The organism is Sphingosinicellaceae bacterium (assembly GCA_019285715.1).
Classification (GTDB): Bacteria; Pseudomonadota; Alphaproteobacteria; order Sphingomonadales; family Sphingomonadaceae; genus Glacieibacterium.
Map to the genome: position 1 here is coordinate 2,829,207 of CP079108.1, position 20,644 is coordinate 2,849,850.

General features: G+C 67.7%; 18 protein-coding genes. 9 read left to right on the forward strand and 9 right to left on the reverse strand.

Annotated features, from left to right (window positions below; all coding sequences use genetic code 11):
- Nucleotides 1–50 precede the first annotated feature (50 nt).
- From KX816_13135 to KX816_13160, 6 genes are all read right to left on the reverse strand, one after another.
- Nucleotides 51–836 carry a succinate dehydrogenase iron-sulfur subunit gene (locus tag KX816_13135; GenBank protein ID QXQ05213.1) on the reverse strand — a complete coding sequence of 262 codons (786 nt, stop codon included), beginning with the start codon at nt 834–836 and terminating at the stop codon, nt 51–53.
- Nucleotides 836–2,623, reverse strand: a complete 1,788-nt coding sequence (sdhA, locus tag KX816_13140) for a succinate dehydrogenase flavoprotein subunit (protein ID QXQ05214.1) — start codon at nt 2,621–2,623, stop codon at nt 836–838. The genes KX816_13135 and sdhA overlap by 1 nt, the downstream gene beginning before the upstream one ends.
- Nucleotides 2,623–3,006, reverse strand: a complete 384-nt coding sequence (sdhD, locus tag KX816_13145; protein ID QXQ05215.1) for a succinate dehydrogenase, hydrophobic membrane anchor protein — start codon at nt 3,004–3,006, stop codon at nt 2,623–2,625. The genes sdhA and sdhD overlap by 1 nt, the downstream gene beginning before the upstream one ends.
- A 2-nt stretch (nt 3,007–3,008) precedes the next feature.
- The gene (sdhC, locus tag KX816_13150; GenBank protein ID QXQ05216.1) at nt 3,009–3,416 is read right to left on the reverse strand and encodes a succinate dehydrogenase, cytochrome b556 subunit; all 408 of its coding nucleotides are present in this window, start codon (nt 3,414–3,416) and stop codon (nt 3,009–3,011) included.
- Between the two features lie 62 nt (nt 3,417–3,478).
- Nucleotides 3,479–4,495 carry a radical SAM protein gene (locus KX816_13155; protein QXQ05217.1) on the reverse strand — a complete coding sequence of 339 codons (1,017 nt, stop codon included), beginning with the start codon at nt 4,493–4,495 and terminating at the stop codon, nt 3,479–3,481.
- Nucleotides 4,496–4,510: 15 nt separating this feature from the next.
- Nucleotides 4,511–4,834 carry a hypothetical protein gene (locus tag KX816_13160; protein ID QXQ05218.1) on the reverse strand — a complete coding sequence of 108 codons (324 nt, stop codon included), beginning with the start codon at nt 4,832–4,834 and terminating at the stop codon, nt 4,511–4,513.
- A 236-nt stretch (nt 4,835–5,070) separates the two neighbouring features.
- Here KX816_13160 and KX816_13165 point away from each other — a divergent pair, with 236 nt between their 5' ends.
- Nucleotides 5,071–6,300 carry a cytochrome P450 gene (locus KX816_13165; GenBank protein ID QXQ05219.1) on the forward strand — a complete coding sequence of 410 codons (1,230 nt, stop codon included), beginning with the start codon at nt 5,071–5,073 and terminating at the stop codon, nt 6,298–6,300.
- Nucleotides 6,301–6,344: 44 nt separating this feature from the next.
- Here KX816_13165 and KX816_13170 read toward each other — a convergent pair whose 3' ends face one another.
- Nucleotides 6,345–7,061, reverse strand: coding sequence for an NF038120 family PEP-CTERM protein (locus KX816_13170; GenBank protein ID QXQ08557.1), 717 nt, complete (start codon nt 7,059–7,061; stop codon nt 6,345–6,347).
- Between the two features lie 178 nt (nt 7,062–7,239).
- On the opposite strand from KX816_13170, the gene KX816_13175 reads away from it, so the two are divergent.
- From KX816_13175 to KX816_13210, 8 genes are all read left to right on the forward strand, one after another.
- Nucleotides 7,240–8,322 carry a phage tail sheath subtilisin-like domain-containing protein gene (locus KX816_13175; GenBank protein ID QXQ05220.1) on the forward strand — a complete coding sequence of 361 codons (1,083 nt, stop codon included), beginning with the start codon at nt 7,240–7,242 and terminating at the stop codon, nt 8,320–8,322.
- A gap of 52 nt (nt 8,323–8,374) precedes the next feature.
- Nucleotides 8,375–9,550 (forward strand): NAD(P)/FAD-dependent oxidoreductase, encoded by a 1,176-nt coding sequence (locus KX816_13180; GenBank protein QXQ05221.1) that lies wholly within the window; start codon nt 8,375–8,377, stop codon nt 9,548–9,550.
- Between the two features lie 313 nt (nt 9,551–9,863).
- The gene (locus KX816_13185) at nt 9,864–10,328 is read left to right on the forward strand and encodes a PEPxxWA-CTERM sorting domain-containing protein (GenBank protein ID QXQ08558.1); all 465 of its coding nucleotides are present in this window, start codon (nt 9,864–9,866) and stop codon (nt 10,326–10,328) included.
- Between the two features lie 157 nt (nt 10,329–10,485).
- A complete protein-coding gene (gene scpA / locus KX816_13190) occupies nt 10,486–12,630 on the forward strand; it encodes a methylmalonyl-CoA mutase (protein ID QXQ05222.1) in 2,145 nt (714 codons plus the stop codon).
- Nucleotides 12,631–12,728: 98 nt separating this feature from the next.
- A complete protein-coding gene (locus tag KX816_13195; GenBank protein QXQ05223.1) occupies nt 12,729–13,034 on the forward strand; it encodes a GIY-YIG nuclease family protein in 306 nt (101 codons plus the stop codon).
- 152 nt (nt 13,035–13,186) lie between these two features.
- Nucleotides 13,187–14,365 carry a VWA domain-containing protein gene (locus KX816_13200; GenBank protein QXQ05224.1) on the forward strand — a complete coding sequence of 393 codons (1,179 nt, stop codon included), beginning with the start codon at nt 13,187–13,189 and terminating at the stop codon, nt 14,363–14,365.
- A 95-nt stretch (nt 14,366–14,460) separates the two neighbouring features.
- Nucleotides 14,461–16,188: an amidohydrolase family protein gene (locus tag KX816_13205; protein QXQ05225.1), complete on the forward strand. Its 1,728-nt coding sequence runs from the start codon at nt 14,461–14,463 to the stop codon at nt 16,186–16,188.
- Between the two features lie 304 nt (nt 16,189–16,492).
- Nucleotides 16,493–18,766: a fused MFS/spermidine synthase gene (locus KX816_13210; protein ID QXQ05226.1), complete on the forward strand. Its 2,274-nt coding sequence runs from the start codon at nt 16,493–16,495 to the stop codon at nt 18,764–18,766.
- A gap of 124 nt (nt 18,767–18,890) precedes the next feature.
- Here KX816_13210 and KX816_13215 read toward each other — a convergent pair whose 3' ends face one another.
- Both KX816_13215 and glpK read right to left on the reverse strand, forming a co-directional pair.
- Nucleotides 18,891–19,058, reverse strand: coding sequence for a hypothetical protein (locus tag KX816_13215; GenBank protein QXQ05227.1), 168 nt, complete (start codon nt 19,056–19,058; stop codon nt 18,891–18,893).
- Nucleotides 19,055–20,527 carry a glycerol kinase GlpK gene (gene glpK, locus KX816_13220; GenBank protein ID QXQ05228.1) on the reverse strand — a complete coding sequence of 491 codons (1,473 nt, stop codon included), beginning with the start codon at nt 20,525–20,527 and terminating at the stop codon, nt 19,055–19,057. The genes KX816_13215 and glpK overlap by 4 nt, the downstream gene beginning before the upstream one ends.
- Nucleotides 20,528–20,644 lie beyond the last annotated feature (117 nt).

Here is a 20,644-nt window from a genome sequence, read left to right on the forward strand (position 1 = left end):
GCTCGTAACGGCGAAGCGCGCCGCAGTGCAACCAAAACTAGGTTTCGAAGCTAGACCGCCCGCTCGACCATCATCTTCTTGATCTCCGCGATGGCCTTGGCCGGGTTGAGGCCCTTGGGGCAGACATTGGCGCAGTTCATGATGGTGTGGCAGCGGTACAGGCGGAACGGGTCCTCGAGCGCATCGAGGCGCTCGCCGGTCATCTCGTCGCGGCTGTCCGCCAGCCAGCGGTAGGCCTGCAACAGGATCGCCGGCCCCAGGAACTTGTCGCTGTTCCACCAATAGCTCGGGCACGCCGTCGAGCAGCAGGCGCACAGAATGCACTCGTACAGCCCGTCGATCTTGGAGCGGTCCTCGACCGTCTGGATGCGCTCCTCGCCCGACGGATCGGGGGTAACAGTCTGCAGCCACGGCTTGATCGAGGCGTATTGCGCGTAGAAATTGGTGAAGTCCGGGACCAGGTCCTTGATCACGTCCATGTGCGGCAGCGGCGTGATCCGCACCTCGCCCTTGATGTCGGCGATCGCGGTGGTGCAGGCCAGCCCGTTGGTGCCGTCCATGTTCATCGAGCACGAGCCGCAGATGCCCTCGCGGCACGACCGCCGGAAGGTCAAGGTCGAGTCGACCTCGCCCTTGATCTTGATCAGCGCGTCGAGAACCATCGGGCCGGTGGTATCGAGGTCCAGCTCATAGGTGTCGTAACGCGGGTTCTGCCCGTCGTCGGGGTTCCAGCGGTAGATCTTGAACGCCTTGACGTTTGTCGCCCCCGGCGGCGCGGGGTAGCGCTTGCCGGTCGGCTTGATCTTCGAGTTTGCGGGGAGGGAGAATTCGGCCATCAGTAAACCCGCGCCTTCGGCTTGATATATGCGATCTCGTCGGTCAGCGTGTACGAATGCACCGGTCGCTTGGCCAAGGTCACGCCGCCGTCCCTGAACCAGCCCAGCGAGTGCTGCATCCATTCGGTATCGTCGCGCTTGGGATAGTCCTCGTGCATGTGCGCGCCGCGGCTTTCGTGGCGGCTGGCGGCCATGTGCATGGTCATCACAGCTTGCGGGATCATGTTGTCGAGCTCCAGCGTCTCGATCAGGTCGGTGTTGAACACCAGCGACCGGTCGGCAATGCCGATGTCGGCCATGTTCTGGTAGACCGCATCGATCTTGCGCTCGCCCTCCTCGAGGACCTCCGAGGTGCGGAACACCGCGGCATTCGACTGCATGGTCTTCTGCATCGCGAGGCGGATCGAGGCGGTCGTCGATCCGCCCTTCGAATAGCGGAAGCCGTCGAGGCGGCCGACCGCGAAGTCGGCGTTGTCCTTGGGCAGCGGGGTGTGCGCCGACATCGGCTTGACCGTCGCGCCGATACGGTGCGCGGTGGCGCGGCCGAAGACGACAAGGTCGATCAGGCTGTTCGAGCCGAGGCGGTTGGCCCCATGGACCGAGACGCAGGCCGCTTCACCGACCGCGAACAAGCCGGGCACGACCGAGTCCGGGTCGCCGTCCTTCAGGGTGACGACCTCGCCGTGATAGTTCGTCGGGATGCCGCCCATATTGTAGTGGACGGTCGGCGTGACCGGGATCGGCTCCTTGGTGACGTCGACGCCGGCGAAGATCTTCGCGGTCTCCGAAATGCCGGGCAGACGCTCGTGGAGCACCGCCGGGTCGATGTGGTTGAGGTGCAGGTTGATGTGGTCGCCCTCGGCACCGACGCCACGGCCCTCGCGCATCTCCATAGCCATCGAGCGGCTGACGACGTCGCGTGAGGCGAGGTCCTTGGCGTGCGGGGCGTAGCGCTCCATGAAGCGCTCGCCGCTGGCATTGGTCAGGTAGCCGCCCTCCCCGCGCGCACCCTCGGTGATGAGGACGCCGGCACCGTAGATGCCCGTCGGGTGGAACTGCACGAACTCCATGTCCTGCATCGGCACGCCGGCGCGGATCGCCATGCCGCCGCCGTCGCCCGTGGAAGTGTGGGCGGAGGTCGCGGAGAAATAGCAACGGCCATAGCCACCGGTCGCGAGCACGACGGAGTGCGCGCGGAAGCGGTGGATGGTGCCGTCCTCCATGCACATCGCGATGACACCCTTGCACTCGCCGTTGACCATGATCAGGTCGATGGCAAAATACTCGATGTAAAAGTCGGTGTCGTACTTCAGGCTCTGTTGATACAGCGCGTGGAGCATCGCGTGGCCGGTGCGGTCGGCGGCGGCGCAGGTGCGCTGGGCGGGCGGGCCCTCGCCCATGTCCTGCGTCATGCCACCGAAGGCGCGCTGGTAGATGCGGCCTTCCTCGGTGCGGCTGAACGGCACGCCGAAGTGCTCGAGCTCATAGACTGCGGCGGGCGCCTCGCGGCACAGATATTCGATTGCGTCCTGGTCGCCGAGCCAGTCGGAGCCCTTGACGGTGTCGTACATGTGCCACGTCCAGTGGTCCGGACCCATGTTGCCGAGGCTGGCCGCAATACCGCCCTGCGCTGCAACCGTATGGCTACGCGTCGGGAAGACCTTGGTGATGCACGCGGTCTTGAGGCCGGTCTCGGCGATGCCCATCGCCGCGCGGAGGCCGGAGCCCCCGGCACCGACGACGACGGCGTCGTAGACATGGTCGATGATCTTGTACGCTTCAGCCACTATGCCGCTCCAAGTGCGATCTTGAGGACGCAGAACACCGCGACCGCTGCGCCCGCGAGCGCGTAGAAATTAAGGGCGAGAATGGCGAGCAGCTTGGTCCCTTCCTCGTGCAGGTAGTCTTCGATGAAGACCTGCAGGCCCAGCCGGAAGTGCCAGAAAACGCTGACGATGAGCAGCAGCAGCGGCACCGCAGCGACAGGCTGCCGCAGCCACGCCGTGACCGTGCCGTAGTCGAGCGCCGGGAGCCGCACCAGCGAGGCGATGAACCACAGCATGAGGATCAAATTGCCGGCCGCGGTCACCCGCTGCTGCCACCAGTGGCCGGTGCCCGCCTTGGCCGAGCCGAGGCCGCGAACGCGGCCGATCGGGGTTGCGCGTCCCATCGTCAGAAGCCCTTCATGACGTAGATCGCGGACCAGGTCAGGACCGTCAGCAGCACCGAGCCGACCAATGTCGCGGTGGCGAACGCCCGCGAGGTGTGGACCTCGAGCGCCGCGCCGGTGTCCATGACCAGGTGGCGGATGCCGGACATCATGTGCTGGAACAACACCAAAGTCAGCCCGACGCCGACCAGCATCCCGAACCAGCCGGTCGCGACGGACAGGAACACCGAATACGCCTCGATCCCGGTTGCGGCGGCGACCAGCCACCACAGGAACAGCACGACCGCACCGGTCGCCAACGCGGTGCCGGTGGCGCGGTGCAGGATGCTGACCGTCATGTTGACGCGCCATTTCCAGACCGTCAGGTGCGGCGAAAGCGGTCGGGCTTGGGGGCGCGCGGGCGCGGCCATAGTTGCTCCTCGAGGATATTCTGCCCGCTTTTAGGCAAACCCCGCGCCGTGGCAACCGCTGTTCACGCCGGGGCCATGTCTCCGACAGGCGCGCGGGCGCTGCGGTCGACCATCAACTCGTACCAGTTGCACAGGTCTGGAGCATCGGCGCGGGCCAGTTCGCGGTGGAGCCGGGCGGCCAGCGCGCGGTAGGCAGGCAACTTCTCGCGCACGAATCCGGGCCATGCGTCAGCGAGCCGCGCGCGCCCGATGTCGCAGACCGCGAAGCGCCGGTCGAAGCCGTAGGCCAGCGGGACGACAACTCCGTCCGCCTCCATCACCAGGATACCGAGCGCCGCCGCGAGGCCGTCTTCGTCGGACGGCGGGCGGAGCTGGGTACGGTGGAGCAGGTCGACCTGCACCGCCATCGTGCCAGCGTAGCGCGCCTTCAGGATCGCCGCGAGGACATAGACCTTGGCGGCGGTGTCCGCGTCGAGCACCAGCGGCCCGGCGTCGGTCGTCGCCCGGCCCGCCATCTCGAGCGGATGGAGCTGGAACAGCTTCGCCCCGGCGCTCGCGGCAAAGGCGGCGGTGGCGAACAACTGGTCCCAGTTCTCGGCAGTGACGGTGTGGACGAAGCCGAAGTCGACCCCGAGCGCGCGAATCTTCGCCAGGCCAGCGACCAGCCGCTCGAAGGCGCGGGGCGACCCGCGCATCCGGTCGTGCACCGCCGCCGGCCCGTCGAGGCTGATCGCCACCAGGTGGAGCCAAGGCGCCGCCGCGGCCAGCGCTGGACTGCCGAGAAACCAGCCGTTGGTGACGATCTGGGTCCGCATATTGTGCGCCCGCGCAGTCTCCAGCAGCCGCGGCAGCCCCGCGTACATCAGCGGCTCACCGCCCGAGACCGACAGCACGTTGCACCCCAGTCCCGCCGCATCGTCGATCGCGGTGACGATGGCCTCGACCGGCAGCGCGTCACGAGCCGCGGGTGACGACGACGAATAACAATGCGCGCAGGCAAGATTGCAACGCAGCGATGGATGGACGTGGAAGATCGCCAGCGGCCCCTGTTCGTGCCCTGCGCCGGTTGCCTCATCCATCACCGCGCCGCGTCCTCAGCCGTGCTGTGCACCGGGCCCGATATCGATCTCGACCCGATAGATATCCGGGAAGGGAATGCCGTACGGGAAGATCTGGATATTGCCGATCTGCTGCTGCTTGCCGAGCACGTCGCTGACCAGCTTGCTGATCGCGGCCTTGTCGGCGATGCCCGACATCCGGATCCAGTCGGGCACTGGCGTGCCCTTGGTCAGGATACGCATGCCCTTGATGCCGGACGCATTGATCTGCGCTGCCGCGGCGGTGAGCCCGCTGAGGTGATCCTTGGCGAGACCACCTGCCTTGAGGTGGCTCATGATTGAATCTTCGAATCCGGCCATGACGGCCTCCTGTGCTCGCGAGCAGGGTACGGCCGGATCGCTCGAGCGAGTTGGCCTCGCCTCGGCAGCCGGAGCACTCCACCCAGGGATGTGCGAACCGAATTCGTTGCAACGCCGATAGCATGCGTCGCCGAGTCGCAGAAAACGCTTTTGGCTCCCCAAATACCCCCCTCGCTTCGGCCCGATTTTGAGCGCATCCTGCGACGCAACGACGATGCCGGCCTGGGGAGGCGCACATGGCGACGCAGTTGAAGACGCAGGACGACCTGGCGACATTCGATGTCAGCCTCGCTGAAATCTTCCGCACCGATGGCTGGCGAGAACCGATGTCCCGCCTGCTCCATGAGGCTCCGGTCCACTTCTGCCCCGACAGCCTGTTCGGGCCCTATTGGTCGGTCAGCCGCCACGCCGACATCATGGCGGTCGAGGCCCACCCCGAGATCTTCTCGTCGAGCTATGAATACGGCGGCATCACCATCGCCAGCCTGTTCGGCGACATGAGCCTGCCGCAGTTCATCGCGATGGACCGACCGAAGCACACCGGGCAGCGGCGCGTGGTGGCCCCCGCCTTCGGCCCGGCCGAGATGACCCGCATGGCGGCGTCGATCCGCCAGCGCACGACCGAGCTGCTCGACACGCTACCTGTGGGCGAAGAGTTCGACTGGGTCGACCAGGTGTCGATCGAGCTGACCACCCAGATGCTCGCGATCCTGTTCGACTTCCCGTGGGAGGACCGGCGCCTCCTGACGCTCTGGTCCGACTGGGGCGGCGATATCGAGGCCGCGGTCGATCCGGAGCGGACACACATCCGCCACCAGCATCTGCTCGACATGACCGCCTACTTCGACCGGCTGTTCGCCGAGCGGAAGGCCGCGCCACCGACCGGCGACCTGATCTCGATGATGGTCCATTCGGAGGCAATGGGCGACATGGAGTTCAACGAGCGCGCCGGCAACCTCGTGCTGCTGATCGTCGGCGGTAACGACACCACCCGCAACTCGATGTCCGGCGCGGTCCACGCCTTCGACCAGTATCCGGGCGAGTGGTCCAAGCTGCTCGCCGAACCGGCGCTGATCCCCGGCGCGGTGCCCGAGATCATCCGCTGGCAGACCCCGCTGTCGCACATGCGGCGCACCGCGCTCGCCGATACCGAGATTGCCGGGCACAGGATCGCCAAGGGCGACAAGGTCGTGATGTGGTATCTCGCCGCCAACCGCGACGAGAGCATCTTCCCGGACGGCGAACGCCTCGACGTCACCCGCGCCAACGCCCGCCGTCACCTCGCGTTCGGCTTCGGCATTCACCGCTGCGTCGGTGCCCGGCTCGCCGAACTCCAGCTGCAGATATTGTTCGAGGAGATGGTGGCGCGCCGCTGGCGGGTCCGCGTCACCGGCACGCCCGAGTATGTCGCGCAGTGCTTCGTGCACGGCTACACGAAGCTGCCGGTGACGATCGAGCGGGTCTAGGGAAAGGCCGGTCCCTGGCCCACCGGGGCCAGGGACCGCCGCGTTCAGGCCGCCAGCGGCAGCCGGTTCCGCTGTCGGCGCACGACGGTGCCGACCCCGCCAAAGCCGAGCAGCATCAGCGCCCAGGTCGCCGGTTCGGGGACGGTCGCTCCCGGACCGACATTCTCGAGCACGACGTTGTCGAACGCGAACTGCGCTTCGTTGCTCAAGCGGGTGCAGCTGCCGACATCGTCGCAGCGATAAGCCACGGCCAGGAAACCGATCGCCTCGCCCGCCCCCTCGACCTGATACGTCTGGAAGGCCGTCGTGCCGTGGCTCCCGATGGCGCCCAAGTCGTAAAAGTTTTCCCAGACGCTGCCGTCTGCGTGGAACGCCAAAATCAGCAACAGGGCGGGCACGGTCATTGCCGGCGCGCCGTCCGCCGTCACGAAGGCCGCGTCAAAGCTCGAGAGTGTGGATTTGCCACCGTCCAATCGAGCGAAAGCGAAATAGCCGGCGTTGAGCCCTACCAGATAGTTCGTCAGGTTGCCCACCGGGCACACGCCCATCAGGCAGGCGTCGGGGTCCGATCCATTGGATATCGTACCATCGAGATAGCCCCCGAGCCCATCAGCGTTGATGGTCTCGAAGTAATAGCCATCCTGTGTCACGACGTCGCCGTGCGACAGAAACGGCAAGCCCGGAGCACCTGTCGTATCGACGTTCTCGAAATCGATCGTGACAGCCTGCGCGGTGCCCGCCGTGACGGCACAAATACCCATGGCAACCGCAATGGCAAGAAAGCGCTTCAATGTAATTCCCCCGATTGGATGCGACCTACTAAGCAACACGCCGTCGTTTCAGCCCCGACCCGACACTTGCCTTTAAAGAAACGTTAAGTCCATGCCGCGGCGACCGGTTTCCGGCGGCACGACAGGGCTTGCCGCCCACCCCCGCGGGGTGGATGCTGGCATAATGGCGGTGTTCAAGACCCCGGGCGTGTTCGTCGAGGAAATCCCCTTGCGCGTGCGTGCCATCGTCGGCGTGCCGACCGCCGTCGCGGGCTTCGTCGGGACGGTCGGCGAGGGCGCTTCGCCGGCACCGGCATCGGTCACCGCGACGGCCGAGTTCACCCGCCTCTATGCGGGAGCCGCCCCAGCGCTTGCCGATGCGGTCGCCGCATTCTTCGGCAACGGCGGCGCGCGGGTCCATATCTCGGGGGCCGCGACACCCGACGCCACCGGGGTCGCCGCCGCGCTGGCCGCACTCCCCGAGGTCGATGTCGTCGCCGCCCCGGGGATGACCGACACGGGCATCGCCGCCGCACTGATCGCGCATGTCGAGGAGCCGGGGTGCTATCGGTTTGCGCTGGTCGATCCGCCGCCGGGCCTCGATGTCGCGGGCGTTACCGCCTTCCGCACCGGCCTCGAGTGCGCCCGCGCCGCGCTCTACTGGCCGTGGGTCGTGACCCCCGCCGGACCGGTCGCACCGTCCGGGTTCATCGCTGGGATCTACGCCCGCACTGACATCGAGCGCGGCGTCTGGAAGGCCCCGGCGAACGAGATTGTCCGCGGCGCCACCGGCTTCGAGCACGCGGTCGACACAGCGGGGCAGGACCTGCTTGGCCCGCTCGGGATCAACTGCCTGCGCGCCTTCCCGGACCGGGGCTTGCGCGTCTGGGGTGCACGCACCCTGTCGAGCGATCCCGACTGGAAATACATCAACGTCCGTCGCCAGCTCGACTGGCTCCAGCACTCGCTCGACGCCGGGCTGCAATGGGCGGTGTTCGAGCCGAATGGCGAGCGGCTGTGGGAGGACGTGCGGGACGCGATCCGGAAATTCCTCATGCAGCATTGGCACGACGGCGCGCTGCTCGGGAACAAGCCCGAGCGGGCGTTCTTCGTCCTCTGCGACCGCACGACGATGACGCAGGACGACATCGACAACGGACGATTGATCGTCGAGATCGGCGTCGCACCGCTGCGACCGGCGGAGTTCGTGGTGTTCCGCATCGGGTTGTGGACGGCCGACCGCAAGAGTTGACCCGGGCCGCGCAACTTGCGGCGGCCCCTCCCCCCTGCGATGACCCGCCGCGATGACGGCCCCCACCTCCTTCGACGCGATTATCCTCGGTGCCGGGGGCGCGGGCCTGATGTGCGCGGCGACCGCGAGCCAGCGCGGCAAGCGCGTCCTCGTCGTCGACCACGCCGACGAGCCGGGCAAGAAGATCCTGATCTCGGGCGGCGGGCGCTGCAACTTCACCAACACCGGCACCGCGCCCGACCGCTATTTGTCCGCCAACCCGCACTTCGCCAAGTCGGCACTCGCGGGCTACACCGCGGCGGACTTCGTCGAGCTGGTCGACCGCCACGGCATCGCCTGGCACGAGAAGACGCTCGGCCAATTGTTCTGCGACGGGTCCGCCCGCCAGATCGTCCGCATGCTGCTCGACGAGTGCGACGGCGTCGAGGTCGCGCTGGGGCATGGCATCGGCGACGTAAGCCATGCCGACGGGCAGTTTCACGTAAGCTACGGCGACCGCGGGGCGACTGCCCCGGCGCTGGTCGTCGCCACCGGCGGGCCGTCGATCCCCAAGCTCGGCGCGACGGGGTTCGCCTATGACCTGGCGCGCAAGTTCGGCCTCAAGATCGTCGAGCCGCGCCCGGCGCTGGTCCCGCTGACATTGGGTCAGGACGAGACTCTGTTCCGCTCGCTGTCGGGCGTCGCGACGCCGGTGATCGCCCGCGCCGGCAAGGCCTCGTTCCGCGAGGCGGCGCTGTTCACCCACCGCGGCCTGTCCGGCCCGGCGATCCTGCAGGTGTCGAGCTACTGGCGCCACGGCGAGCCCGTCGGCATCGACTTCCTGCCCGACGCCGCCGCAGGCTGGGCGCTGGCCGCCAAGCGCGACCGGCCGCGCTCGGCGCTGCGCGCGGTGCTCGGCGCGCACCTCCCCGACCGCCTCGCCGAGACACTCGCTGCCCGCCTCGACCTGCCCGGCGATGTCGGCAACCTCGCCGACCGCCGCCTCGCCGAGGCCGAGCGCGCGCTGTCCGACTGGCGCTTCACCCCCAACGGCAGCGAAGGCTTCGCCAAGGCCGAAGTCACCGCCGGCGGCATCGCCACCACCGGGCTGAGCTCCCGGACCATGGAAGCGCGCCAGGTCGCCGGCCTGTACGCGATCGGCGAAGCGGTCGACGTGACGGGCTGGCTGGGGGGCTATAACTTCCAGTGGGCGTGGGCGAGCGGGGTCGCGGCGGGGAACGCGGTCTGAGGGGTGTCCAAAAGGCGTCGCGACGACAAAAGTGTCGGCCAGCTTTACAATCGGTAAATCGGACCTGCCGGCGATCTTGGACAAGCCATTGAAACAGCTATCTGTAACGATCCCGTAATGTTTGGCACGAGGCTTGCATATTGTCTTCCGAGATCGAGATGCATCGATCGGGGGAGAGAATTTCGTGAAGATTTCGTACACAGCCATGGCTGTTGCCGCCGCTCTGCTTGCCGGTACCGCAGCACAGTCGACCACGCTAACGTTCGACGGCCTGAACACAGTTTATGGCGACACCTATCCCCTCGGCGCGAACATGACGGGTAACAGTCAGTTCCTCGCATACACCGAAGCGGGCTACGTGTTGACGGTCCAGACCACGAACGATCCGAACGCGGAACTCGGTGCTCATATCGGTGATGGCGGTGGTTCTGACAACTTCAGCTGGCACGACGACGGCGACAATCTGCCGGGTGCCTATATCACCCTGACCAAGGTCGGCGGCGGCGCTTTCAGCCTGATCTCCTTCGACTTCGGAAGCCAATACGGCCTGACCCTGAATTCGACGTACCTCGGCACCGGTTCCAGCTACCTTGCCAACTTGACCAACGTGACCTCGGTCAGCTTCTTCAGCAGCGGCTATTCCAACAATCAGCTCGACAATATCGTGCTGGCGGGCGGCGTTCCCGAGCCCGAGACCTGGGCGATGATGCTCGTCGGCTTCGGCATGGCCGGCGTCGCCGTCCGTCGCCGCCAGAAGGTCGCCGTCAGCTTCGGCTGATCGCCTTCGCAGCGTCGCAAGAACACGCCGCCGGTCGCAAGATCGGCGGCGTTTTCGTGTCTACAGACACAGGATCGCGAATCCTCTCCTGACCATTCCGATACTTGACGCACCCCCTCCCCCCACGTCATCCGTTCCCGCGAACGGAGCGTGTAGCATGTCGATCCCATCCCTCGCCGACTGGCAGGCCCTCGCCGAGCGCGAAGCCAAGGGCCCACTGACCGAGTGGACGACGCCCGAGGGCATCGCGGTCAAGCCGCTGTATACCGCTGAAGACACCGCCGAGCTCGACCCCGGCCTGCCCGGCATCGCGCCGTTCACCCGCGGCGTCCGCGCCACGATGTACACCGGCAAGCCGTGGACGATCCGGCAGTATGCGGGCTTCTCGACCGCGCAGGCGTCGAACGCCTTCTACCGCCGCAACCTCGCCGCCGGGCAAAAGGGCCTGTCGGTGGCCTTCGACCTCGCCACCCACCGCGGCTACGACTCAGACCACCCGCGCGTCACCGGTGACGTCGGCAAGGCGGGCGTCGCGATCGACTCGGTCGAGGACATGAAGATCCTGTTCGACGGCATCCCGCTCGACAAGATGAGCGTGTCGATGACGATGAACGGCGCGGTGATCCCGATCCTGGCGTTCTTCATCGTTGCCGGCGAGGAGCAGGGCGTCGAGCGCAAGCTGCTCGATGGCACCATCCAGAACGACGTGCTCAAGGAGTTCATGGTCCGGAACACGTACGTCTATCCGCCCGCCCCGAGCATGCGGATCGTCGCCGACATCATCGGCTACACGATGCGCGAGATGCCGAAGTTCAACTCGATCTCGATCAGTGGCTACCACATGCAGGAAGCCGGCGCGACGCAGGTCCAGGAGCTCGCGTTCACCATCGCCGACGGCATGGACTATGTCCGCGTCGCGCAGGCACAGGGCCTCGACATCGACGCGTTCGCAGGGCGCCTGTCGTTCTTCTTCGCGATTGGCATGAACTTCTTCATGGAGGTGGCGAAGCTCCGTGCCGCCCGCCTGTTGTGGCACCGCGCGATGACGCAGCTCGGCGCAAAGTCGGAGCGCTCCAAGATGCTGCGCACCCACTGCCAGACCTCGGGCGTGTCGCTGACCGAGCAGGACCCGTATAACAACGTCGTCCGCACCACCGTCGAGGCGCTGGCCGCGGTCCTCGGCGGCACCCAGTCGCTGCACACCAACGCTCTCGACGAGGCGATTGCGCTGCCGTCCGAGTTCTCGGCACGCATCGCCCGCAACACGCAGCTGATCATCGCCGAGGAAACCGGCGTCACCAACGTCGTGGATCCCCTAGGCGGCAGCTATTACATCGAGAGCCTGACCAGCGAGCTCGCCGAGACCGCCTGGGCGCTGATTCAGCGCTGCGAGGCCGAGGGCGGCATGACCCGCGCCATCGCCAGCGGCTGGCCCAAGCAGATGATCGAGGAGGCCGCCGCCGCCAGCCAGTCGCGCGTCGACCGCGCCGAGACGGTCATCGTTGGCGTCAACAAGTACCGCCTCGCCGAGGAAGCGATCATCGAGACACTGATGGTCGACAACGTCCAGGTCCGCGAAGACCAGGTTGCGCGGCTCGAGGATTTGCGCGCCACCCGCGACACCGCAGCTTGCACCGCCGCGCTCGACGCCCTGCGCGAGGGCGCGCGCGGCAACGCCAACCTGCTCGAACTGGCGGTCGTCGCCGCCCGCGCGCGCGCCACGCTCGGCGAGATCAGCCTCGCGATGGAGGACGTGTTCGGCCGCTACGGCACCACGCCGATCCCGGTGAAGGGCATCTACGGCGAGGCCTACAAGGGCGATCCGCGCTGGGAGCAGGTCCAGGGCGGCATCATGGCAGTCGAGCAGCGGCTCGGCCACAAGCCCAAGATACTGATCGCCAAGATGGGCCAGGATGGCCACGATCGCGGTGCCAACGTCGTCGCCTCGGGGTTCGCCGACCTCGGTTTCGACGTCGTCTCCGGCCCGCTGTTCCAGACCCCCGACGAGACGCTGGCGATGGCCCTCAAGGCCAGCGTCGACGCGATCGGCTGCTCGTCGCTGGCGGCGGGCCACCGCACCCTGATCCCCGAGCTGATCAAGCGCCTCCGCGCCGCCGGTCGCAGCGACATCAAGGTGTTCGCGGGCGGCGTCATCCCCGCGGGCGACTACGAGTTCCTGCGCGAGGCCGGCGTCTCGGGGATCTATGGGCCGGGGTCGAACATCGTCGAGTGCGCGGCGGACGTGCTCAGAATGCTGGGGCACAACATGCCGCCCGAGGGTCTGGCGGAAGCGGCGGAGTGATCTCTCACGTCGTCATCCCGGCGAACGCCGGGACCCATCTCCCGAACTCAGGTAATGGGTCCCGGCGTTCGCCGGGATGACGGGCGGGAAATGACGAGATGAACGACGGCGGCCATGTCTACATCCTGGCGAACCGCAAGCAGGGTGCGCTCTACACCGGCGTAACCTCCGACCTGGCTCTCCGGATCGGCCAACACCGCAGCGACCACTTCAAGGGCTTCACGTCCGAGTACAACATCAAGCGGCTCATGTGGTCCCAACATTTCGAGACGATCGAGCCTGCGATCCGTCGTGAGAAGCAGATCAAGGAATGGCGGCGGGCGTGGAAAATCGAACTCATCGAGGCGGACAATCCCGACTGGGATGACCTCGCGGTCAAGTTGTTCAACTTTCCGCCGCTTTGAACCGCCATCTCTCTACGCGCGCGTCATCCCGGCGCACGCCGGGACCCATCTCCCACATTCACGAGACGGGTCCCGGCGTGCGCCGGGATGACGGCAAGGGAGAGCGATCAACCCAGTTTCCATCCCGCCGAACCCTGTATTAGGATCACCCGATGTTCCTCAACTTCCTCGACGAGCTCCGCGCCGCCAAGATCCCGGCGTCGACCAAGGAGCACCTGACCCTGCTCGCGGCGCTGCAGGCCGACGTCATCGAGCACAACATCACCGAATTTTACTATCTCGCGCGTGCCACCTACGTGAAGGACGAGGGCCTTCTCGACCGCTTCGACCAGGTTTTTGCCAAGGTCTTCAAGGGGCTGGAGCCGACGATCGAGACCGGCACCGCCGAGATCCCCGAGGAATGGCTGCGCAAGATCGCCGAGCTGAACCTCAGCCCTGAGGAGATGGCCGAGCTGCAGAAGCTCGGCTGGGACAAGCTGATGGAGACGCTCGCCCAGCGCCTCGCCGAGCAGAAGGAGCGCCACCAAGGCGGCAACAAGTGGATCGGCACCGGCGGCAAATCACCCTTCGGCGCTTACGGCTCCAACCCCGAGGGCATCCGCATCGGGCAGGCCGAGGGCCGCAAGGGCTCGGCGGTCAAGGTCTGGGACAAGCGCGAGTTCAAGAACCTCGACAGTTCGGTCGAACTCGGCACCCGCAACATCAAGGTCGCGCTGCGCCGCCTGCGCAAGTTCGCCCGCGACGGCGCGGCGGACGAGCTCGACCTCGACTCCACCGTCAACGGCACCGCCAAGAAGGGCTATCTCGACATCGTGATGCGTCCCGAGCGGCACAACGCGGTCAAATTGCTGCTGATGCTCGATGTCGGTGGCTCGATGGACCCCCATGTAAAGGTCTGCGAGGAACTGTTCTCCGCCGCCCGGACCGAATTCAAGCACCTCGAATTCTTCTACTTCCACAACTGCCCGTACGAGGCATTGTGGCAGGACAACAAGCGCCGCTGGTCGGAGCGCACTCCGGTCATGGACCTGCTCCACAAGTTTCCGCACGACTATAAACTGGTCTTCGTCGGCGACGCCTCGATGAGCCCGTACGAGATCAATTACCCCGGCGGCTCGGTCGAGCACTGGAACGAGGAGGCCGGCGACGTCTGGATGCGCCGCATGCTCGACGTCTATCACGCCGCCGCCTGGCTCAACCCCATCCCCGAGAAAAGCTGGGCGCACAGCCAGTCGATCCAGATGATGAAGACCGTCATGGAGGACCGCATGTACCCGCTGTCGCTCGAGGGACTGGACCGGGCGATGAAGGGGCTGACCAGGGCGCATTGATGGCCCGGCGGACACCGGTCTGGTTGCCGCGACAAACGATTGACGCTCCCCTTGCCTAAATTATGCTACACCCAACAAAATTGGGGAGTACGCGCATGACGACCTATGACCTCGTGATCCGTGGCGGCGATATCCATGACGGGCTCGGCGGCCCGGGGGTTGTCGGCGACCTCGCCATCGACGGTGGGAGGATCGTCGCGGTCGGCGCGGTCGACGGGTCCGGGCGCGAGGAGATCGACGCGACCGGCAAGCTCGTCACCCCGGGTTTCGTCGATATCCACACGCACTACGACGGACAGGCGACGTGGGAGCACCGGATGATGCCGTCGTCGGGACACGGCGTGACCTCCGTCGTCATGGGCAATTGCGGAGTCGGGTTCGCGCCATGCCGGCCGCACCAGCACGACCTGCTCGTCGAGTTGATGGAGGGCGTCGAGGACATTCCCGAGGTGGTGATGACCGAGGGCCTGCCGTGGAACTGGGAAACCTTCCCGCAGTATCTCGACGCGCTCGACCAGCGCCGCCTCGACATCGACATCGCGGCGCAGCTGCCGCACTCGGCGCTCAGGGTCTATGTCATGGGTGAGCGCGGGGCGCGGCGCGAGGCACCCACCGACGCCGACCTCAAGCAGATGCGCGACCTGACCGCGGAGGCGATTCGCGCCGGGGCGTTCGGGGTGACGACCTCGCGCAACCTGCTCCACCGCACCAAGGCCGGCGCGCTGGCACCGAGCCTCCATTCGGAGGAGGACGAGCTGCTGGCGCTGGCGGGCGGGCTCAAGGATGCGGGCGCGGGCGTCTACCAGCTGATCGCCAACCTCGACGGCGACGCGGTCGACGAGTTCGGGCTGATGCGCCGGATCGCCGAGGCGGCCGAGCGCCCGCTGTCGTTCTCGCTGCTGCAGACGCCGCAGGGCGATCCCGACAACTGGCGCAATTACCTGAAGCACCTCGACACCGCGAACGCCGAGGGCGTGACCATCAAGGGTCAGGTCTACCCGCGCCCGGTCGGGCTGCTGTACGGCCTCGACCTGTCGTTCCACCCCTTCGCGCTGCACCCGAGCTTCCGCCCGCTGACCAACCTGCCGCTAGCGGAAAAACTCGAGCGACTGCGCGATCCGGAGCTGCGCGCACAGCTGTTGTCGGAGGCGGCCGAGGACACCAACCCGTTCTCGATGGCGATCGTCAACTCGTTCCGCGCCGCCTACGTCATGGGCGATCCGCCGCAGTACGAGCCCGACGGCGCGCACCGTATCTGGAAACTGGCGGAGGCCAGGGGCCAGACCGTCGAGGAGTTCGCCTACGACGCGATGCTCGACAACGGCGGTCGCACGATTTTCTTCCTGCCGGGCGCCAACTACCGCGACGGCAACCTCGATGCGGCGCGCGAGATGTGCGCGCACCCGCACACCGTGCTCGGTCTCGGCGACGGCGGCGCGCACTACGGCATGATCTGCGACGCGAGCTTCCCGACCTTCTACCTGCAGAACTTCGTCCGCGACGCGGCAGCGGGCCGGGCGCTCGACCTTGGCGGGGCGATCCAGGCGTTGACCGACATGCCGTCGCGCGCCGTCGGCATGAACGACCGCGGCCGGCTCAGCGTCGGCTACAAGGCCGACGTCAACGTCATCGACCTCGCGGCGCTGACCCTGCACGCGCCGATCGTCGTCCGCGATCTTCCTGCGGGCGGCAAGCGGCTGCACCAGGAGGCGGACGGCTACGCGGTAACGATCAAGAGCGGCGAGGTCACCTATCGCGCCGGGGTCCACACCGGGGCACTGCCCGGGCGGCTGGTGCGGGGTGCGCAGCTCGCGCCGGCGTAGGGGAATTCACTGCGCAGCGTCGCGGGGATGACGAAAAGCGCGCCAGGCGGCCGATTTCAAGCAGGCACGGCTGCCCCTGTCCCTCCCCCCCTTGAGGGGGAGGGACAGGCTGCGTCTTCGCGGCCAGGGAGCGGGTGCGGGAGCCGCGTCCTTCGGAGCATCCCCTCCCCGCCCTCTCCCTGGTCGCCAAGTGGCGACCGGTCCCTCCCCCTCAAGGGGGGAGGGTAGAGCAGCCGCGCGAAACTCCGTTTCCGTCCGGGGCCTCCGTGCCCTATTGCCGACCGACGGGGAATTGCGGGGGCGCATGGCAAGTATCCTGAACGAGGCGGCGACACCGCGCAGCGACCAGCGGCTGCGGCCGCTGTTCATCGCGACGATCCTGGCCGGCAGCTTCCTGCTGTTCCTGATCCAGCCGTTGTTCGCGCGGATGATCCTGCCGCTGCTCGGCGGCTCGCCGTCGGTGTGGAACGTCGCGATGGTGTTCTACCAGACGGTGCTGCTGCTCGGGTACCTGTACGCGCACGCGCTGCAGCGGTTCGCGCTACGGACGCAGTTGATCGTCCACCTCGTCGTGCTCGGCCTCGCCTCGCTGACGCTGCCGGTCACCATCGCGCGGTGGTTTCCCGCCGAGGGCACGACCCCGCCGACGCTGTGGCTGCTCGGATTGCTCGCGGCGTCGATCGGACCGGTGTTCTTCGTGGTGTCCGCGCAGGCCCCGCTTATGCAGGCGTGGTTCGCCCGCTCGCGCGATACCGCCGCCGCGAGCCCGTTTTTCCTGTACGCCGCATCGAACGCCGGCAGCCTCGCGGCGCTGCTCGCCTACCCGCTGATCCTCGAGCCGACGACGCGCCTTGCCAGCCAGTCGGTGCTGTGGACCGCGGGATTCGGCGTGCTGGCGCTGCTCGTCGCGATCTCCGGCTTCGGAGTGCTGCGATCGGGTGAAGTCGCGGTCGTCGCGGCGGCCGACGACAGTGCCGTGACGTGGCGGCAGCGCCTACGCTGGACCCTGCTCGCGCTGGTCCCGTCGGGCCTGCTGTTGTCGACGACCTCCCACCTGACCACCGACGTGATGGCGATGCCACTGCTGTGGGTGATCCCGCTGGCGCTGTACCTGCTGACCTTCATCGTCGCGTTCTCCGGCGTCGGCCCGGGGGTGACGCGGATCGCCTGCGTCGTAGCGCCGATGCTGCTGGTCGTCATCGGCGGAGCGGCGACCTTCCCCGCCGGCTATGTGTCGATCCCGCTCAGCACGCTCGCCAGCCTGATCCTGCTGTTCGCCGTAGCGCTCGCACTGCACGGCACGCTGGCGGAGACTCGTCCGGTCGCGGGCCGCCTGACCGAATTCTACCTGTTCATGTCGCTCGGCGGCGTGCTCGGCGGGGTGTGCTGCGCGCTGGTCGCGCCGGTGGTGTTCGACTGGGTCTACGAGCAGCCGCTGCTGCTGATCGCCGCCGCGCTGCTGATCCCGGCGACGGCACCGGGTCCGCGTCTGGAGCGCCTGTGGGCGGACGCCGACCTCGGCCGGGTGCTGCGCCTGCTGCTGCCGCTGGTCAGCCTCGTCGTGCTGGTCGCCGTCGCCGTCGTCCCGCACGTCACGCTCGCCACGATGGTCCCGATCATGGGGGCGATGATCGTGTTCGCGCTGCTGTCGATCGGGCACCGGTGGCAGTTCGCATGGCATGTCGCAGTGCTGCTGCTGGTTTCGGGCGGCATCCTCGAGCTTCGGGTTTCGGCGACGCCCGACCAGCGCGTCCGCACCTTCTTCGGGATCTACAAGGTCGAGGAGCAGCCGCACGCCCGCACCCTCGCGCACGGCACGACGCTGCACGGCTACCAGTCGAAGATCCCCGCCGACCGCCTGCGCCCGACCAGTTACTATGCGCCCGGCAGCGGGGCTGGCCTCGTCCTGCGCGCTGTGCCGGTGCTGTTCGGCCCCGCCGCGCGGATCGGCGTCGTCGGCCTCGGCACCGGTACGCTCGCCTGCTACGCGCAGCCGGGACAGGCGTGGACGATCTTCGAGATCGACCCCGCGATCGTCCGCATCGCGCGCGATACCGGCCAGTTCACCTACCTGCGCGGCTGCAAGCCCGATGCCAGGATCGTGCTCGGCGACGCGCGGCTTTCGCTGGCGCTGACCTTGCCCGGCAGCCTCGACGTCCTCGCCGTCGATGCGTTCTCGTCGGACGCCATCCCGCTCCACCTCATGACCCGCGAGGCGTTCGCGGTGTACGGGCGCGTCCTCGCCCCGAACGGCGTGCTGCTGGTGCATGTCTCCAACCGCTATCTGCAGCTCGAGCCGGTGGTCGCCGCGATCGCACGTGCCGAGGGCTGGTCGGCAGCGCTCCACCACCTGTTCCCGACCGCCGCCGACACCGCGCGCGGCGACACCAAGTCGACCTGGATCGCGCTGACCCGGAGTCCCGCGCGCATGGCCGAGGTTCAGGCCGCGACTGACACCGCGAACTGGCGGCCACTGCTGCCCGAAGCCGGGGTGCCGGCGTGGAGCGACGATTTTGCCTCGATCCTGCCGGTGATCAAGGCGTTCCGACCGGCAGAGGTGCAGCCGAAGCCGAACTGAAGGCAAGCGAGCCCTTACTTTCTCCGTCATCCCCGCGAAGGCGGGGACCCATCACCACTGAATGCTGGGCTGATGGGTCCCCGCCTACGCGGGGATGACGCCGTCGCGTGGAGCGTGACCCGCTCTACATCGGCACCGTATTCACCCAGACGTTGAAGATCGTCACCACACCCGCGGCGATCATCAGCCCTGCCTTGACCCGGGTGCCGACGCCCTTCGCGAGCATCCACAGCCCGGTGCCGATCAGCGCGAAGGCCGCGAACATCGCGACGGCGACGAGGATATCGGTCATGGCGCGAGCACCTGTCTGATGGCATGGGCCCAGCGCTCGCGGCGGGCGGCGCGGCGGGGTTCGTCGGTGTCGGGCTCGAAGATGCGGTCGCGCCGGGCCATCGCCGCCGCCCCCCCCAGCGAGGCGAACAGCCCCGCACCGACCCCCGCCAGCATCGCGCAGCCCAGCGCCGTGGTCTCGATCACCTCGGGCCGCTCGACCGCCAGCCCGATGCTGTCCGCGAGGTCCTGGCACAACCAATCGTTCGCCACCATGCCGCCATCGACGCGCAGCCGGGTCGGCGCGACCCCGTCGGCCGCCAGCGCGAACAGCAGGTCGGCGGTCTGCTGGCCCATCGCTTCCAGCGTCGCGCGGACGATGTGAGCGCGCGTCGTCCCCGCGGTCAGGCCGGTGACCAGCCCGCGCGCGTCGGCGCGCCAGTGCGGTGCTCCCATGCCCGCCAGCGCCGGCACGACGACGACCCCGCCGCTGTCCGGGACCGAGCGCGCCAAAGCCTCGGACTCAGCACTGCTGTCGATCAATCCGATGCCGTCGCGGAGCCACTGGACCGCCGCCCCGGCCGTGAAGATGCTGCCCTCCAGCGCATAAGCCGCGACTCCGTCCAGCCGCCACGCGACCGTCGACAGCAACCGGTGCGTCGATACGGGCGGCACCAACCCGGCGTGGGCGAGGACGAACGCCCCGGTGCCGTAGGTCGCCTTGACCATCCCGGGGTCGTGGCACGCCTGCCCGATCGCGGCGGCCTGCTGGTCACCGACGCTGCTCGTGATCGCGATGTCCGGCCCGAGCAGCGACGTCGTGCCGAGCGTGCCTGCGCAATCGGTGATCGCCGGCAGCGCCGCCTTCGGCACCACGAGCAGGTCGATCATGCCGTCGTCCCACGCGCAGGTCGCAAGGTCCATCAGCAGCATCCGCGACGCGTTGGTCGCGTCGGTCGCGTGCACCGCGCCGCCGGTCAGCCGGAACAACAGGTACGAATCCACTGTCCCAAGCGCGAGCGTACCCGCGTCGGCGGCCGCCTTGACCTCCGGCCAGTTCGCCAGCGCCCAGGCGATCTTGGTCCCCGAGAAATACGGGTCGAGGACAAGGCCAGTAGTGGCCTGCACCCGGTCTTCGTGCCCGGCCTCGCGAAGCTGCGCACACAGGTCCGCGCTGCGCCGGTCCTGCCAGACGATCGCGGGGGCCAGCGGCTCACCGGTCGCGCGGTCCCAGAACACGATGGTCTCGCGCTGGTTGGTCAGGCCGATGCAGGCGATCCGCTCAACGCCAACCTGTGCGGCGACGTCCCGCAGCACCTCGAGGCTCAGCGTCCAGATTTGCGCCGCGTCATGCTCGACCCACCCGGGCTGCGGATAGCTCTGCGTCAGCGGCCGGGCCGCCTGCGCGACGATGCTGCCCGCCGTGTCGAAGGCGATGGCGCGGGTGGAGGTCGTGCCCTCGTCGAGGACGAGGATCAGTTCTGGGGTCATGGTGCGACCCTGTAGCGTGTTCGCTCTCCCCCCGTCATCCCCGCGAAGGCGGGGACCCATCACCCCTGAATGCTGGGCTGATGGGTCCCCGCCTTCGCGGGGATGACGAAGACGGGC

Coding starts and splice junctions, on each gene's coding strand:
- KX816_13200 (QXQ05224.1), top strand. CDS start 13,187: ATGTTCCTCAACTTCCTCGACGAGCTCCGCGCCGCCAAGATCCCGGCG.
- KX816_13195 (QXQ05223.1), top strand. CDS start 12,729: ATGAACGACGGCGGCCATGTCTACATCCTGGCGAACCGCAAGCAGGGT.
- KX816_13135 (QXQ05213.1), bottom strand. CDS start 836: ATGGCCGAATTCTCCCTCCCCGCAAACTCGAAGATCAAGCCGACCGGC.
- KX816_13205 (QXQ05225.1), top strand. CDS start 14,461: ATGACGACCTATGACCTCGTGATCCGTGGCGGCGATATCCATGACGGG.
- KX816_13160 (QXQ05218.1), bottom strand. CDS start 4,834: ATGGCCGGATTCGAAGATTCAATCATGAGCCACCTCAAGGCAGGTGGT.
- KX816_13210 (QXQ05226.1), top strand. CDS start 16,493: ATGGCAAGTATCCTGAACGAGGCGGCGACACCGCGCAGCGACCAGCGG.
- KX816_13215 (QXQ05227.1), bottom strand. CDS start 19,058: ATGACCGATATCCTCGTCGCCGTCGCGATGTTCGCGGCCTTCGCGCTG.
- glpK (QXQ05228.1), bottom strand. CDS start 20,527: ATGACCCCAGAACTGATCCTCGTCCTCGACGAGGGCACGACCTCCACC.
- sdhD (QXQ05215.1), bottom strand. CDS start 3,006: ATGGGACGCGCAACCCCGATCGGCCGCGTTCGCGGCCTCGGCTCGGCC.
- KX816_13165 (QXQ05219.1), top strand. CDS start 5,071: ATGGCGACGCAGTTGAAGACGCAGGACGACCTGGCGACATTCGATGTC.
- sdhC (QXQ05216.1), bottom strand. CDS start 3,416: ATGGCCGCGCCCGCGCGCCCCCAAGCCCGACCGCTTTCGCCGCACCTG.
- scpA (QXQ05222.1), top strand. CDS start 10,486: ATGTCGATCCCATCCCTCGCCGACTGGCAGGCCCTCGCCGAGCGCGAA.
- KX816_13170 (QXQ08557.1), bottom strand. CDS start 7,061: ATGGGTATTTGTGCCGTCACGGCGGGCACCGCGCAGGCTGTCACGATC.
- KX816_13155 (QXQ05217.1), bottom strand. CDS start 4,495: ATGGATGAGGCAACCGGCGCAGGGCACGAACAGGGGCCGCTGGCGATC.
- KX816_13185 (QXQ08558.1), top strand. CDS start 9,864: ATGACGGGTAACAGTCAGTTCCTCGCATACACCGAAGCGGGCTACGTG.
- KX816_13180 (QXQ05221.1), top strand. CDS start 8,375: ATGACGGCCCCCACCTCCTTCGACGCGATTATCCTCGGTGCCGGGGGC.